The organism is Streptomyces sp. MP131-18 (assembly GCF_001984575.1).
In the GTDB taxonomy this organism is placed as follows: domain Bacteria; phylum Actinomycetota; class Actinomycetes; order Streptomycetales; family Streptomycetaceae; genus Streptomyces; species Streptomyces johnsoniae.
Window position 1 is genome coordinate 23,061 of the sequence record NZ_LZNS01000001.1, and the last position, 15,478, is coordinate 38,538.

Genomic DNA, 15,478 nt, shown 5'->3' on the forward strand with positions numbered 1-15,478 from the left:
GTGGTGTGTGGTGGGGCGGGCGGCGGCCGTCAGCGCGGGGCGCGCAGTACGGCGGCGGAGTTGAATCCGCCGTGGCCGCGGGCGACGACCAGCGCGCAGCGCAGCTCGGCGGCGCGGGGGCGGCCGGTGACCAGGTCCAGGCCGTGGGCCGGGTCGGGACCGGTGTTGACGGTGGGCGGGATGACTCCCTCGGTCAGGGCCAGCAGGGCGGTGGCGACATCGAGGGGCGCGGCGCCGGAGTAGAGGCGGCCGGTCATGGTCTTGGGCGCGGTGACCGGAACGCCGCGCTGGCCGAAGACGGCGCGCAGGGTCCGTGCCTCGTCCCGGTCGAGTGCGGGCACGGCGGCGGCGTCGGCGAAGACGACGTCCACCTCGGCGGGCTCGGCGCCCGCATCGTCGAGGGCCAGTTCAATGGCGCGGCGCAGGCCGCTCTCCGCACCGCGGCCCGGGGCCGGGGCCGGGTCGAACGTGGCGGCACAGCCGTCGAGGGTGCCGTAGACGCGGGCGCCGCGGGCTTGTGCGGCCCGCGCGTCCTCAAGGATGAGGATGGCCCCGCCCTCGCCGGGGACGTGCCCCGCGGCGTGCCGGTCGAAGGGGAGGTAGGCGCGTTCCGGCCGGTCGCTGCTGCTCAGGCGGCCGCTGGTCAGCAGGGCGGCCCAGCCCCAGGGGCAGATCGAGGCGTCGACGGCGCCGGAGACGACGAGCCCGGTGCCCTTGCGGACGGCGCGGCGGGCCTGCGCGAGGACGTCGAGTCCGCCGGCACCGTCGGCGACGAGTACGCCGCTGGGCCCTTTCATTCCGTTGCGTATGGAGATCTGGCCGCTGTTGACCGCGTAGAACCAGGCGAACGACTGGTAGGCGCTCACATGCTGGCTGCCCAGGCTCCAGAGTTTGCGCAGTTCGTTCTGGCCGAATTCGAAGCCGCCGGAGGAGGCCGCGGTGATCACTCCCATGCCGAACGCGTCCCGCCGGGCCGGGTCGACGTCCGCGTCGGCGAGCGCCCAGTCCGCGGCGGCCAGGGCCAGGCGTGTCATGTGGTCGGTCTGCGGCAGCAGCCGGCTCGGCAGGTGCCGCGCCGCGTCGAACCCGGGCACCTCGCCGGCCAGCACGGCCGGGTAGCCCTCGGCGCGGAAGCGGGTGACCGGGCCGATGCCGCTGGTCCCGGTGCGGATGGCGGCCCAGTAGGCGTCCTTGCCGAGGCCGTTGGGTGCGGCCACCCCGAGTCCGGTGACGGCGACGGTTTGTGTGGCGGCACTCACGCCGCGCTCCGCCGGGGGCGGGTCAGCACCATCGCGGACTGGAAGCCGCCGAAGCCGCTGCCGACGGTCAGCACGGTGTCGGTGCGGTGTCCGCGCGCGGTCAGCGGGACGTAGTCCAGGTCGCACTCCGGATCGGCGGCGTGCAGATTGGCGGTGGGGGGCACGGTGTGGTGCTCCATGGCCAGGGCGCAGGCGGCGATCTCGATGGAGCCGATGGCGCCGAGCGAATGCCCCACCATGGACTTGATGGAGCTGACCGGCACCCGGTGGGCGTGCTCCCCGAGGCTCCGCTTGAACGCGGCGGTCTCGTGCCGGTCGTTCTGCTTGGTGCCGGAGCCGTGGGCGTTGACGTAGTCGATGTCGCCGGGCGCGAGCCGCGCCTCGGCGAGGGCGGCACGGATGGCCTCGGCCATTTCGGCGCCGTCGGAGCGCAGTCCCGTCATGTGGTAGGCGTTGGACCGCGTGGCGTAGCCGGCGATCTCGGCGTAGACGTGGGCCCGGCGGCGGTCGGCCGACGCCAGCTCCTCCAGCACGAAGAACGCGGCGCCCTCGCCGAGCACGAAACCGTTACGGGAGGCGTCGAAGGGGCGCGAGGCGCGCCCCGGTTCCTCGGTGCGCGGCGTGGTCGCCTTGATCGCGTCGAAGCAGGCGAGGGTGATCGGGGAGATCGGCGCGTCGGAGGCGCCGGCCACCATCACGTCGGCGCTGCCCTCCCGGATCAGCTCGACGGCGTGGCCGACCGCGTCGATGCCGGAGGTGCAGCCGGTGGAGACGACGGCCACCGGGCCCTGGGCGCCGGAGGTCCAGGCGACCTCGGCCGCGAAGGAACTGGGCACCAGAGCGTCGTAGAGGTGGGGCGGCGCGTAGCTGTGGTCCACCAGTTCCAGACGCCCGCCGTCGCTGACGACGCGGTACTCCCGGTCCAGGGTCATGGTGGCGCCGACGGCCGTGCCGACGACGGCGCCGGTGCGGCAGGGGTCGGTGCCGGCGTCGGCGATCCTGCTGTCGGTGAGCGCTTCCCTGGCGGCGACGACGGCCAGTTGGGCGGCCCGGTCCATGCGCCTGATCTCCTGGGGGCCGAGGCCGTGCTCCTCCGGGTCGAAGTCGATTTCGGCGGCCACCCGGGAGCGGAACGGCGACGGGTCGAAGAAGGTGATGCCGCGGGTCGCGGTGCGGCCCTCGCTCAGCAGGCTCCAGAACGGTTTCACGCCCACGCCGCCTGGGGCGACGACGCCGATGCCGGTGATGGCCACGCGCCGTCCGGTCACTGTCCGGCCTCCCAGGCGTAGAAGCGGGTGGCCATCGCGTCCTTGGGGGAACGCCAGGTCGCCGGGTCGTACGCCTGGACGTACGGCTTGAGGTCTTCGCTGATGCCGACGAATCGGGGGTCGGTCCTGGCGTCCTGGATGCGTTCCCCGCCGTCGTTCTCGTCGAAGTCCTGGAGGTGGAAGTACAGGCCGCGGTAGAAGAACAGCTGGCGGCGGCGGGTGCCCATGCGGTGGGGCATCTCGGTGCCGTCGAAGGCGTCGAACAGCTCCGCGATCTGCCCGGCGGAGTCGGGTGCCAGCCGCGCCACGATGAGAGTGCTGTGCATGAGTGGTCTCCTGGGGTTGCGGGTCAGGCGGCGGCCCGTGCGGGGCCGAACCACCGGGCGAGGGACGTAGGGAGGTCCTGATGGCTGCCGGGCGCGACCCAGGCGACGTGGCCGTCGGGCCGCAGCAGGACGGCGGAGGTGCGGGGGGCGCCGGCTGCGGGCTGCCGCGGCGCGGCCGTCACGACGTCGACACGGTCGTCCCAGCCGGCGGCGCGCCGGCGCAGGTGGGCGTTGTCCTCCAGGTCGAGGAGCACGCCACGGCCGCGGCGCAGGAGCGCGGTGCTGCGGGTGTCCCCGCGCGGCCCGGACAGTGGCAGGTCGGGCATGCGGCGGCCGAGGAGCGGGTGGCTGCCGCCGCCGACGTCGTAGCGGATCTCCAGGCCGGAGACCATGGCGGCCAGGTGCCGGGAGACGTCCGGGTAGCGGATCAGTTCGGACAGGACGTCGCGCAGCGGCTGGACCTCGGCGCCGGAAAGGAAGAGGAGCCCTTGGGCGCGGGTGTTCATCAGCAGCCGCTCCCCGACCGGGTGCCGCTCGCCGTGGTAGGTGTCCAGGAGCCGTTCTTTGGCGCGTCCCCGCACGACGGCGGCGAGCTTCCACCCGAGGTTGACGGCGTCCTGGATGCTGACGTTCATGCCCTGGCCGCCGGCGGGCAGGTGGATGTGCGCGGCGTCGCCCGCGAGGAGGACCCGGCCGCGCCGGTACTCGGTGACCTGCCGGGTGGCGTCGCCGAAGGAGCTGACCCAGACCGGTTCGCCGTGGGAGATGTCCTGGCCGGTGACGCGCTTCCAGCCGGCCACGACCTCCTCGTAGGAAGGGGAGTCCGTGCGGCGCTGCGGCGGGGTGCCGCGTTCGCACAGGATGAGGCGGGTGACGCCGCCCGGCAAGGGGCCGACCATCACCATGCCGGCCTCGTAACTCCTGCCGATCATGCGGGGTTCGAGGTCGAGGCCCTTGACGTCGGCGAGGAACATCTCAAGCGTGGCCGGGCTGCCGGGGAAGTCGAAACCTGCCGCTTTGCGCACCGTGCTGCGCCCGCCGTCGCACCCCACGAGGTAGCGGGTCGTCAGGCTGCGGGGGGTGTCTTCCGGGGTCTTGACCCGGAGGGTGACGTGGTCGTCGCCGTCGTCGAGGGAGAGCAGTTCGTGTCCGCGGCGCAGGTCGGCGCCCAGCTCACCCGCCCATGCTTCGAGGACGGCCTCGGTGGCCGACTGCGGAACGGACTTGGCCGCCTGGTGCGCGCCCGCCAGGACACCGAAGTCGACGGGCAGGCCGCCGAAGTGGCCGACGTTGCTCGTCTCCACCTCGCCGAAGCGGCTCAGCAGGCCGCGCTGGTCGAAGACCTCCATGGTGCGGGCGGTGAAGCCGAGGCCGCGGGACTCGCCGGTGCGGTCGGGAAGCTTCTCCAGTACGACGACGTCCACGCCGGCCAGGCGCAGTTCGCCGGCGAGCATCAGCCCGGCGGGGCCGGCGCCCACGATTGTCACGTCAGCGTCCATCTGCTTGGTCCTCCTCGGGATGCGGGGCGCCCGTGCGGGGCGGCGCGGGAGCACGCACAGGGCCCCCGGTGCCCGGAGCGCGTGCTGCTCGCGTCCGGCCGGGGGCCATGGCTGTCGTTCGGGGTTGGTGGTTTCTGTTGTCGCGTCGCGGGCGGGGCCCGCCCGGGGGTCAGCGCGACACGGCGTCCGCCAGGAGGTACCGCTTGCCGCCTATTCCGCGCACACCGGGCATCGACAGGGCTTCGAAGCACTCCTTGGGCCGCTCGCTCTGCATGAAGCGTTCGTGGGCCTCCTCGTCGACCCACTCGGCCCAGTTGAGGACGCGCGTGCCGTCCTGGCTGAGGTGGAAGTGGGAGCCGACGAGGCCGGGGAACGGCGTGCCGAGCGGGCCGTCGAGCAGATTGTCCGCGGAGCGCCGCTGCCGGTCGCGGCCGTCCACGTCGAAGACGGGCGGAACGAGCAGGCCCGGGGTGCTGCCCGGTTCGAGAACGCGCCCGCGGTACAGCGTGTAGCGCACGGGCTCGGTCGCGTCCGGGTCCTCCGCGCCGCGCCCGGCGTCGTGCGCGAAGGTGCGGTAGGCCGCGTCGGAGGTCCACTGCGCGTACGTCAGCACGTTCTCCGCCTCGGTGCAGGTGAAGACGTTGACGGACAGCATGCCCTCGGGGAGGGCACCGCGCCGGTAGGGGGCCAGGACGCGCTCGGTCTCGGCGCGCTGTGCCTCGGCGGAGCCGACGTACAGGGGGGTGACCAGCACGATCCCGGCGTCGGGGCGGCTGACGTCGGGGAAGGGGACCTTCGGGTGCGCCATATGCGGAATCTCCTTGTGAGACTGACTGATTGACGCGACGTCAGAACTTGGGTGCGGCGAAGTGCCTGGCGTCTTCCCGAGGTTAACAACCGTGGGTGACGGTTTGGTGGCTCGGCGCCGGGTCAGCGGCCGAGGCCGCGGTACAGGTGGTAGCGCTTGAATCCGATCGGTCTGACCCCCGGCGTCTCGTGGGTGGCCTTGAGGTTGCCGTGCCGGCTGGCGCCGTCGAGGAACGCCAGATGCGCCTCGTCCGTCGTCCACTCGGCGAAATTGGTCACGCGGCTGCCGTCGAGGCTGAGGTGGAAATGGGAGGCGATCAGGCCGCGGCACTCGTCCGCCGGCGCGCGCCGGAGCCGGGCGGCGATGGAGTCCGCGATGTGCCGTTGGCGTTCGGCACCGTCCACGTCGAACATGGCGGTGACGAGTGCGCCGGGCGGCGCTGCCGAAGGGGCGAGCACCACGCTGCGGTACAGCCGGTACTCGACGGGCTCGGTGCGGGCCGGTCCGGGCGGAAGCGCGCGCAGGAACGGCCGGTAGGCCGCCGGGTCGGCGCACTGCGCGTACGTCAGTACGTTCTTCCCGTCCGCGTCGAGGTAGCAGGCGAGGCCGAGGACGCCCGTCGGCCAGGGCCCGGCCGCCCACGCGGCCAGGACCTCGTCGAGCTCGGCGCGGCCGCGTTCCGCGTCCCCCGCGTACCAGTGGGCGGTGAACACCGCGTGCGCGTCGGGGCGCGGGATGTCCGGCGGCGTGGTGCCGGCCGGGGCGGGCAGCGACGTGGGGGCGCCGAGGTGGCGGCCCAGCGCCGCTTCCAGCACGTCCCCGGAACCGGCCGTCCAGGCCACGTAGCCGTCCGGTCGCAGGAGGAGCGCCGCGGTGCCGGGCGCGGGGCCCGCGGGCCGGGCGCGCACCACGTCCAGTCGGTCGGCCCAGCGGCGCGCGGTACGCCGGGGCCCGTCGTCGCCGTCGTCGCCGTCGAGGAGGAGGAGCACGCCGCGGGCGGTGTGGAGCAGGTCCGTGGTGGTGGTCCTCGAGCCGTCGGGCAGAACGAGTCCGGTCTTCGGCATGCGCCGGCCGAGCAGCGGGTGCTCGCCCGGGCCCACGTCGTAGCGGATGTCGAGTCCGCTGATCAGTCCGGCCAGCCGGCGGGCGGCCTCCCGGCCGGCGAACACGCCGGTGAGCACCTCGCGCAGCGGCTGCATCTCCTCGCCGCCGAGGAACAGTGTCGCCTGGGCGCGGGTGGTGCGGACCAGTTCGGCGCCGACGGGGTGTCGTTCGGCGTGGTAGGCATCGAGCACGCCGTCGGCGGCGCGGCCCGTCGCGACGGCGCCCAGCCGCCAGCCGAGGGCGACGGCGTCCTGGATGCTGACGTTCATGCCCTGGCCGCCGGCCGGAAGGTGCACGTGCGCGGCGTCGCCGGCCAGCAGGACGCGTCCGCGGCGGTAGGTGTCGGCCTGCCGCGCCGCGTCGCCGAAGGAGCTGACCCACAGTGGGGTGGCCGAGGAGATGTCGTCGCCGCTGACCCGCTTCCAGGCGTCGGCAACCTCGGCGTAGTCGGGCGGGCCGGAGCGCGGGCGGGGGGCCCGGCCGTGCTCGTGCACGACGATGCGCATCACGCCGTCGCCGAGCGGGGCGGCCAGGAGCATGCCCCGCGGGCGGCGCGCGCCCGACCACAGCGGGCCGAGGTCAAGGCCCCGCACGTCGGCGAGCAGCAGTTCGGCGGTGGCGTCCGTGCCGGGGAAGCCGAAGCCGCAGGAGCGGCGCACCAGGCTGCGGCCGCCGTCGCAGCCCACCAGGTAGGGAGCGGTCAGCCGCACGGTGCCGTCCGGGGTACGGACGGTGGCCCCGACGCACTCGCCGTCGTCGACGTCGACGGAGAGGACGCGGTGCCCGTGGCGGATGTCCGCGCCCAGCTCCCGGGCCCACTGCGCCAGCACCTGGACGGTGCGCGCCTGCGATACGCCGGTGACGGCGGCGTGCGTGCCGTCGCCGACCGCGAAGTCGACGGGGACGCTTCCGAAGTGGCCGCCCGGCGCCCGTTCCAACGTCCCGAACCGCTCCAGCAGTCCGCGCTGGTCGAAGACTTCGAGCGTGCGGGCGGTGAAGCCCATACCGCGGGACTCCGTGCTCGGCCCGTCCTCCTTCTCGAGAACGGTGACACGTGCGCCGGCCAGCCGCAGTTCCGCGGCGAGCACGAGTCCCGCGGGGCCCGCGCCGACGACGATCACGTCGCTGTCCATGCCTGTCTCCACCTCCGTGGCGTGCGGTGTTCAGGTGGTGCCGGCTCCGGGGCCGGTCACGGTGATGGCACCGGCCGGGCAGCACTCCGCTATCTCCCTGAGCCGTTCCGGTCCGGCCGCCCGGTCGCCCGCGGGGCGGGCGACGGCGTAACCCTCGTCGGTCAGCGAGAACACGGCGGGCGCCATGGCCTCGCACAGTCCCGTGCCGTAGCAGAGGGTCCGGTCCACGCGGACGGCGGCCCGCATCACGCGTGCCGGGAGGTCGACGTGGTGACCGGCAGTGAGGTGAGGCGCCTGATGGCCCAGTTCTCGATGTACCGCACCCTGTCCCTGGGCACGGCGAGCGCCAGGGTGGGGAACCGGGCGACCAGGGCGGGAATGGCGATCTCGCCCTCCATCCTGGCCAGCGCCGCGCCGATGCAGTTGTGCAGTCCGTGGCCGAAGGCGACGTGCCGCGGGCTCTCGGCGGTGATGTTGAGGCGGTCGGGCTCGGTGAAGCGCCGCGGGTCGCGGTTGGCCGCCAGCAGCCCGGCGATGACGGGGGCGCCCGCGGGCAGCCGGGCGCCCGCGAGCTCGACCGGCTCCGTGGTGACGCGGAACAGGGCGGTGCTGAGGGCGCCCTCGTAGCGCAGCAGTTCTTCGACGGCGCTCCTGGCGAGTTCCGGCTGGGCACGGAGCCGGTCGCCCTGCCCTGGGTTGTCCAGCAGCGCGAGGGCGGCGTTCCCGATGAAGCCGCGCACGGTGTCGCTGCCGCCCATGATGAACGCGGCGACCAGGCCGGTCAGTTCGTCGCCGTCCAGGCGCGTTCCCTCGTCGGTGGCGTCGATGAGTGCCGAGGTGAGGTCGTCGGCCGGGCGGCTGCGCTTGTCGTCGATGAGCTCGGCGGCGTAGGCGCAGATCCTGCCGAACGCGGCGGGCACGCGGTCCATCAGCGCGGGGTCGGAGGGGAACGCCTCGTTGAGCGCGGTGACCAGCTCACGGTGCCGCTCGATGCGGAAGCCGAGGATGGCGCCCAGCACGCCCGCGGAGACCTCGCCGGCGTAGTCGTCCATCACGTCGAAGGCGCCGCGGCGCTCGCAGTCGTCCAGCGCGCGTTCGACGACCGCGTGTACGGTGCCGCGCCACTGTTCCACCCGGCGGGTGGTGAACGCGCTCATCGCGAGGCGGCGCAGCCGGGGGTGGTCCGGCGGGTCGATGACGGCGATGCCGCGTTCGAGGATGGTGCCCGCGGCACTGACCAGCCCTGCCGCGCGGAACTCGGCGTTGCCCCAGGTGGCGCCTTCGGCGCTGAACCTGGAGTCGGCGAGCACGGCCCTGACGTCCTCGTAGCGGGTCACCATCCAGGTGCGGACGTCGCCCACGGGGAAGGGGAATTCGTGCACGGGGGCGTGGTCCCGCAGCCAGGCGAGGGTGGGGAAAGGATCTTGATAGTACGCGGGGGTGAAGAGCGCCGGGATGTCCGGTGCCACGGTTGACGTCATGTCCTGTCCTTTCTCGTTGCGGTGCCCAGACGGTTCCACCGCTCGGTGGCGGGCGCGAAGAAGCCGCGCAGCGGGCCGGGGAACGCTCCGGCATCCGCCGCCCTGTTGACCAGGCCGTGGACGAAGGCCGCCAGTTCGCCGGTGCGGGCGGTGCCGAGGGCCGCGTAGGGCCCCCGGTCGAGCCGGCCGGTTTCGCGTTCGACGGTGTCCCGCAGTGCGGTGCCGCGTGCGGTCAGGCGCCCGTCGACGTCGACGAGACCCCGGTCCGCCAGCCGTTCGGCGGCGGCCGACCACTCTTCCTGCCGCCAGCCCCGCTGGGGCATGACGATGTCCTTGGACATGCCGTGCCCGCTCGCGCAGTCGATGACCAGGGCCTCGATGCCGGTGAGTTCGGCGTGGCCGAGGACGGCGATGTGCCCGTCGCCGCGGTGCTCCCGCAGCAGCGTGGCGGCGTGCCAGAGGGCTGTGTGGGGTTCCTCCGGTGCTTCGACGGCGGTGTTCGCGGCGTACAGGGGCCGGCCGGGCAGGGCGCCGGCGGTGGCGGCCGCGGCGGCGAGCCGGGCTGCGTCCGCCATGGCGCGGGAGGTGGTGATCTCCTTGCCGATCAGGCGTTCCAGTGCCCGGCCGATGGCCTTCTGGCGTGCCGCGACCGCCTGCCGCGGGGTGATGTGCCCCCACAGGGCGGGCAGGCGGGCGGCGATGAGGCCGGGCGCGAAGGCGTTGAACGCCGCGGTCACCAGCTCGGGCCCGGCCGCGCCCAGGGGGGAGGCCCGGCCGGCGAGGTAGATGCTCGTGTGGTCGTCGATGCCGAAGGTTTCGAGTTCGCCGGCGAGGTCGGGGGTGAAGTAGAGGAGTGAGTGCAGGGAGTTGAGTGCCTGCGCGCAGCGGCGTGCGGCGGCGGTGGCGTCGTTCGGCGTCGGATGCATGGCGGCCTCGGGCGTGCGCGTGTCGGGTCCTGGACGGTGGTGCGGTGGGGCGTCCGAGCCGGGCGTGCCTTCCCGGGGGACGGCTCGGTGCCGGGTCGTGCCCGGTCCCGGACGCCCGGCGCCTCAGTGGTTCTGCGCGGTGCGGTGATGCGCGGTCAGCCGCTCCAGTGCGGGCACGATCTCCGGCGGCGAGGGAGCGGCCAGCCGGTCGGCCTTGAGTCGGGCGGCGCCCTCGCCGAAGGCGGGCTCGTCGAGGACGCGGACGAGCTGGCGGCGCAGCTCGCGCGGGGTGAGGCCCTGCGGGTCGACCAGCGGTCCGGCGCCGCGCAGGGCCGCGTAGCGGGCCGCGACCCGCTCGTCCCAGGTGGGGACGGGCAGGATGACCTGGGGGACCCCGTGGGTGGCCGCGACGGAGAAGGTGCCCCAGCCGCCGTGGTGGACGATGGCGGCGCACGAGGGCAGCAGCTGGTTGAGGGGGACGAAGTCCACCGCGCGCACGTTCTCGGGCAGCGGGCCGATGCCGGTGAGCTGGGCCCGGTTGAGCGTGGCGACGACCTCGATGTCGAGACCGGCGGCGGTCTCCAGCGTCTCTTCGAGGGGGAAGCCCGTGTCCTTCCCGAACAGGGCGCGCGAGCTGACGCCGAGAGTGAGGCAGACGCGGGGGCGGGCCGGCGGTTCGCGCAGCCAGTCCGGCAGGACGGCGGCCTCGTTGTAGGGGACCCACCGCAGGGGAACGGTGCGGGTGTCCAGTGGCAGCCGGGCGGCCTGCGGGACCAGGTCGAGGCTCCACTGGCCGAGGATCAGGTCTTCGCCGAAGTCGAGGTGGTGGCGTTCGAGCAGCGGGGTCAGCCACCGCGCCATGGGGTCGCGGGCGGCGGACCGGCCGCTCACCTTCTCCCAGCCCCAGCCCATCTTGTCCTGGCCCCACAGGATGCGGGCGTGGGCGGCTCCGGTCACCCTGGCGGCCACCGCGGCGGGCAGGCACAGCGGGTCCCACAGCACGAGGTCGGGCCGCCAGGAGCGGGTGAACCCGATCAGCTCGGCGACCATGCCCTTGTCCGGGTCCCCGAGCGGGTAGCACTGGCCGATGATCGCCATGAGGCGGGCCTGTAACTGCTCCCAGTCCCCCGGACCGCTGCCCACGACGTCGAGGGCGAAGGCGTCGGGCGGGATGTCGAGCCGGCTGCCCTCCTCCTCGGTCCGGTCCTCCTGCTGGGCGACCACCGTGTCCCCCACCGGGACGGCGATGAGACCGGCGCCGGTGACCGTTGCGGCCATGTCGTCCGACCCCATGCCGGGGTGACCCACCACGCACACCTCGTGGCCCGCGCTCTGCAGAGCCCAGGCGAGCGGTATGACGGGGTACAGGTGCGACGTCGACGGGAACGTCGCGATCATCACGCGCATGTCGTCTCCTCCTCTGCCCACGGGCGGACGTGCCTCACCCGCGGGTCCCGATGAACATGCCGCGGCCGTTGGGGCCGCCCTCCTGGAACTCGGCTTCGACGCCCGCGCGCGCGAATCCGGCAAGGTACTCCTCGCGCGAGAACAACGAATGGATCTCGGTCTCGGTGAAGTCCCGGATGCCCTGCGCATTGGCGACGGTGTAACGGACGGTCATCCGGCTCCTCCCGCCCTCCCTGACGGAGTGGGACACGCGGCTGATGACGTGGCCCCGTTCGTGGGTCACGGCTCCGGAGACGAATCCGTCGAGGAATTTCTCGGGGAACCACCAGGGCTCCGCAATGACGACTCCGCCCGGATTGACGTGCCGCACGAGGCTCGCGATGGCCTCGTGGAGCTGCCCGACCGACGTCATGTAGCCGAGCGAGAAGCACATGCACGTGACGACGTCGAAGCGCTGCCCCAGGTCGAAGTCGCGCATGTCACCGGCGTGAATGGTGACGCCCGGAAGTTTCCGTTGCGCCAGCTCCCGCATTCCGGCGGAGAGTTCGAGGCCCGCGACCGTGGTGAAGCGTTCACGGAAACGCCGCAGATGCTCCCCCGTTCCGCAGGCCACGTCGAGCACGGAGTCGGCTCCGGGGCGTTTTGCCACGGCGATGTCCGCGATCGAGTCGGCTTCCGCGGCCCAGTCACGGCCTCGTCCGGAGTGGATCATGTCGTAGATGTCGGCGTGCTCTCGGCTGTAGGCCATTGATTCCACGGCCGGGTCGACGGTCATCAGGGATCTCCTTCTGCCACTCGGGACTTTCCCGTTCGGGCGAGCAGCCTGGGCGGTGAACGTTCGGGCCGTAGCCGTGGCGGACCGGCGCCGCCGGCCACCCCCGCCTGGTCATCCGGCGGTAATCGGGCGGGAATTCCGAATCCACGCAGGACTCATTCGCGCCCACTTCCCGAGTAACCGCTCTGGCGTTCAGGAACGACCCTTTCCTCCGCATGCACACGTGTTACCGGCTACGGGCGCACCGGGTGGTGCGCACAGCCCTGCACGTGAATTCAGCGGTCGATCCCGCCGCTGCCCAGGGCACAATACCCGCCTGGCGTACGGCACATGCCGGGGAATTCTTCCGGGCCGGGAACGCCTGCCGTCCGACGGCCCGCATTCCGCACGGCTCACGGCGCATTCCTGCCCGCCTGAGGGGCCGGCGCCGGCCCGGCCCCTCAGGCGGGCACCTTGACCCGGGTGTGGTCGCCGACGAACAGCCGGTGGTGAACGGCCCGTTCCGGGGCGGGGCCGACCGTGGCCCCGCGCCCGATCAGCGAGCCGTGCAGGCCGGTGACGTGGGAGATCCGGGCACCGTCGAGGACGATCGAGTAGTCGATGTGGGTGCGGCGCAGCTCGCAGCCCTTGCCGAGGGAGGTGTGCGGTCCGATGTGGCTGTCCTCCACCACGGTCTGGGCGCCGATGGCCGGACCTTCGATACAGGAACGGGTCACGCGGGCGCCGGCCTCGATCACGACCGGCCCGCTGAGGCGGCTGGCGCCGTCCACGCTGCCGTTCAGCGAGGTGCGCAGGCCGCCCAGCAGGTGCCGGTCGCACTCCAGCACGTCCTGGACGCGCCCGGTCTCGCGCCAGTAGCCGGTGTACCGGCTGACCTCGACGCGGGCGCCGCCGTCGAGCAGCCGCTGAACGGCATCGGTGATCTCCAGTTCACCGCGCGCTGGGGCCGATGGCGGCGACGGCCTCGTGGATGGCGGGCGTGAAGAAGTACACGCCGACGAGCGCGAGATCGCTGCGCGGGGGTGCGCGGCTTCTCGACCAGCCGCAGCAGGGTGCCGTCCCCGTTCAGCTCGGCGATGCCGAACGCCTCAGGATTCCGCACCGGGTGGACGACCAGTTGGGCGTCCGGCCGCCCGGCGCGGAAGGCGTCCGCGACGCTCTTGACGCCCTCGGGCAGCATGTTGTCGCCGAGGTGGAGCACGAAGTCGTCGTCGCCCAGGAAGTTCCGGACGAGCCGCACGCAGTGCGCGAGCCCGAGGGGCGCGTCCTGGCGGATGTACTCGACCTTCAGGCCGAAACGGCGGCCGTCGCCGATGGCGGCCATGATCTCCGGGGCCCGGTCGCCGACGACGATCCCGGCTTCCGTGACGGACAGGTCTGCGATGTTGGCGAGGACGTGTTCGAGGACGGACTTGTTGGCAACCGGAATCAGCTGCTTGGGCATCGAGTAGCTGAAGGGGCGCAGGCGCGTGCCCGCGCCCCCGGACAGCACGAGGGCCTTCATGGCGTTCCTCTCCGCCGCACGCGCGGCGTGCGGCGGGCCGCGGCGGCTCGGGGACAGCAGGGGCTGCCGCCCGCATGCGGCGGGTGGCAGCCCCTGCGAAGGACAGACGTCGGGTTCAGCTCTTGGCCGGCTCTTCTTGCAGGCCGGGGGCCGCGGGTGACGTCTCGGCGCCCGCGGCCGGCTCGGCCGCCGCCTCCTCCTCGGCCGCCGCCGGCCTGATCTGACGCAGCAGGAACGACACGGCCAGTGCCATCAGCAGCATCAGCGGCGCGGCGACGAACGAGTTGACCTGGAGGCCGCGGGCGAAAGCCTCGCGCGCCGCGGCGGCCAGCGTCTCACCGGCCTGGTCGGGCAGCCGGGCGGCGGCCTCCAGGGCGGAGGCGAGGGTGTCCTCGGCTCCCGCCGGTACGCCGTCGGGGTAGTCCTGGTCCATCTGGCCCCGGTACACCGCGGTACCGATGCTGCCGATGACGGCGATGCCGAGCGCGCCGCCGAACTCGTTGGACGTCTCGGAGATCGCGGCCGCGGGTCCGGCCTGGTCGGGTGGTGCGGCGCCGACGATCATGTCGATACCGAGGGCGGAGACGGGGGCGAGCCCGGCGAACATCAGTACCGAGGCGAACATCACGAGGCCGGGCCCGGAGGATGCGGAAACGCCCCACAGCACGGCGAAGCCGGCGGCCGCGAGCACCATTCCGGCGCCGAACACGTACGCCGGGCGCACCTTGCCCACGATGGCGGAGGCGGCGAGGGCCGCCACCATGCCGGAGAGCACGGCGGGCAGCAGCCACAGGCCGGCCCGGAGCGGCGAGAGTTCCAGGACGCTCTGGAGGAACTGCGCCACGACGAACTGGACGCCCATCAGGAACATGACGGTCAGCAGGAGCGTCGACAGCGAGGCGCTGAACGCCCGGTTGGCGAAGAGGCGGACGTCCAGCAGCGGGTGTTCCAGAGTGCGCTGGCGGCGGATGAACACGTAGCCGACGAGCACCCCGGCCAGGATGGCCGCGCTGGGCACGGGCTGGAGGCCGTGCTTGGCGACTTCCTTGAGGCCGTAGATCGCGGCCAGGACGGCGGCCAGCGACAGCAGAGAACTGGCGAGGTCGACGCGCCCGCCCTCGGGGTTGCGGTACTCGGGCAGCAGGAAGGGGCCGAGGGCGAGCAGCAGCACCATCACGGGCACCGCGAGCAGGAAGGCCGAGCCCCACCAGAAGTATTCGAGGAGCACGCCGCCGACGACGGGGCCGAGCGCCCCGCCCAGCATGAAGCTGGTCGACCACACGGTGATCGCGGTGGTGCGCTGGGCGGGCGAGGGGAACATGTTGCGGATCAAGGACAGGGTGGAGGGCGCGAGGCAGGCCCCGGCGATGCCCAGGATGGCGCGGGTCACGATCAGCATTTCCGGCGTCTGGGCATACGCGGTGAGGACCGAGGCAATGCCGAACGCCCCCGCGCCCCACATCAGCAGCCGTCGCCGCCCCACCCGGTCGCCCAGGGTTCCCATGGTGACGAGGAACCCGGCGATGAGGAAGCCGTAGATGTCGGTGATCCATAACAGCTGCGAGCTGGAGGGGTTCAGATCTGCGCTCATCTGCGGCACGGCCAGGTGCAGCAGGGTCAGGTCCATCGTGACCAGCATGGACGGAAGCGCGAGAACGGCGAGGCCGATCCATTCGCGTTTCGTGGCCCGCGGCGGGCTCTCGGACATCAGCAGTGTCTTCCTCTCCTCGACGGCCGAACGGGCTCGGCCAGGTGGACGCTCAAGACCCTAGAACTTCAAGGCGAGTTGAGGTCAAGTGCGGGTCCCTGGAGAGGCGGTGGGCCTGCCCGGCACGCCTCCTGCGTCCCGCTCCGCCGCCGGGATACCGGCCGTGCCGCGGGCTGTGGAGCGCCCCGACGCCGTGCCGTTCCATTCGGGAACAACACACCGGAACGTACTCACCACTTTCTTCGCCGCGGTGCAGGGATTCAATCCCCGCTATGTCAGG

At 73.0% G+C, this 15,478-nt stretch carries 12 protein-coding genes and 1 pseudogene; all 13 read right to left on the reverse strand.

The window, feature by feature from the left end; translation table 11 throughout:
- Positions 1 to 29: 29 nt before the first annotated feature.
- A complete protein-coding gene (locus STBA_RS00100) occupies positions 30 to 1,259 on the reverse strand; it encodes a ketosynthase chain-length factor (protein ID WP_077057272.1) in 1,230 nt (409 codons plus the stop codon).
- The gene (locus STBA_RS00105) at positions 1,256 to 2,527 is read right to left on the reverse strand and encodes a beta-ketoacyl-[acyl-carrier-protein] synthase family protein (RefSeq protein ID WP_077057273.1); all 1,272 of its coding nucleotides are present in this window, start codon (positions 2,525 to 2,527) and stop codon (positions 1,256 to 1,258) included. Before STBA_RS00105 ends, STBA_RS00100 begins: the two co-directional genes overlap by 4 nt.
- A complete protein-coding gene (locus STBA_RS00110) occupies positions 2,524 to 2,853 on the reverse strand; it encodes a TcmI family type II polyketide cyclase (protein WP_077057274.1) in 330 nt (109 codons plus the stop codon). Before STBA_RS00110 ends, STBA_RS00105 begins: the two co-directional genes overlap by 4 nt.
- Positions 2,854 to 2,876: 23 nt before the next feature.
- Complete coding sequence (locus STBA_RS00115; protein ID WP_077057275.1) at positions 2,877 to 4,352, reverse strand: FAD-dependent monooxygenase; 1,476 nt, start codon at positions 4,350 to 4,352, stop codon at positions 2,877 to 2,879.
- 169 nt (positions 4,353 to 4,521) lie between these two features.
- Positions 4,522 to 5,160, reverse strand: coding sequence for an antibiotic biosynthesis monooxygenase (locus STBA_RS00120; RefSeq protein ID WP_077057276.1), 639 nt, complete (start codon positions 5,158 to 5,160; stop codon positions 4,522 to 4,524).
- 122 nt (positions 5,161 to 5,282) lie between these two features.
- Positions 5,283 to 7,397: an FAD-dependent oxidoreductase gene (locus tag STBA_RS00125; protein WP_079251606.1), complete on the reverse strand. Its 2,115-nt coding sequence runs from the start codon at positions 7,395 to 7,397 to the stop codon at positions 5,283 to 5,285.
- Positions 7,398 to 7,427: 30 nt separating this feature from the next.
- Entirely contained in the window at positions 7,428 to 7,625 is a 198-nt protein-coding gene (locus tag STBA_RS00130) for a ferredoxin (RefSeq protein WP_253194468.1), read from the reverse strand.
- 17 nt (positions 7,626 to 7,642) lie between these two features.
- Positions 7,643 to 8,878, reverse strand: coding sequence for a cytochrome P450 (locus STBA_RS00135; protein ID WP_077057278.1), 1,236 nt, complete (start codon positions 8,876 to 8,878; stop codon positions 7,643 to 7,645).
- Entirely contained in the window at positions 8,875 to 9,804 is a 930-nt protein-coding gene (locus tag STBA_RS00140; protein ID WP_077057279.1) for a hypothetical protein, read from the reverse strand. The genes STBA_RS00135 and STBA_RS00140 overlap by 4 nt, the downstream gene beginning before the upstream one ends.
- 123 nt (positions 9,805 to 9,927) lie before the next feature.
- Positions 9,928 to 11,211 (reverse strand): activator-dependent family glycosyltransferase, encoded by a 1,284-nt coding sequence (locus STBA_RS00145; protein ID WP_077057280.1) that lies wholly within the window; start codon positions 11,209 to 11,211, stop codon positions 9,928 to 9,930.
- 34 nt (positions 11,212 to 11,245) lie between these two features.
- Positions 11,246 to 11,986, reverse strand: a complete 741-nt coding sequence (locus tag STBA_RS00150) for a class I SAM-dependent methyltransferase (protein ID WP_079251607.1) — start codon at positions 11,984 to 11,986, stop codon at positions 11,246 to 11,248.
- Positions 11,987 to 12,426: 440 nt separating this feature from the next.
- Positions 12,427 to 13,490 (reverse strand): annotated as a pseudogene (locus STBA_RS00155) (glucose-1-phosphate thymidylyltransferase).
- A gap of 115 nt (positions 13,491 to 13,605) precedes the next feature.
- Entirely contained in the window at positions 13,606 to 15,198 is a 1,593-nt protein-coding gene (locus STBA_RS00160) for an MFS transporter (RefSeq protein WP_077057281.1), read from the reverse strand.
- Positions 15,199 to 15,478: the final 280 nt, after the last annotated feature.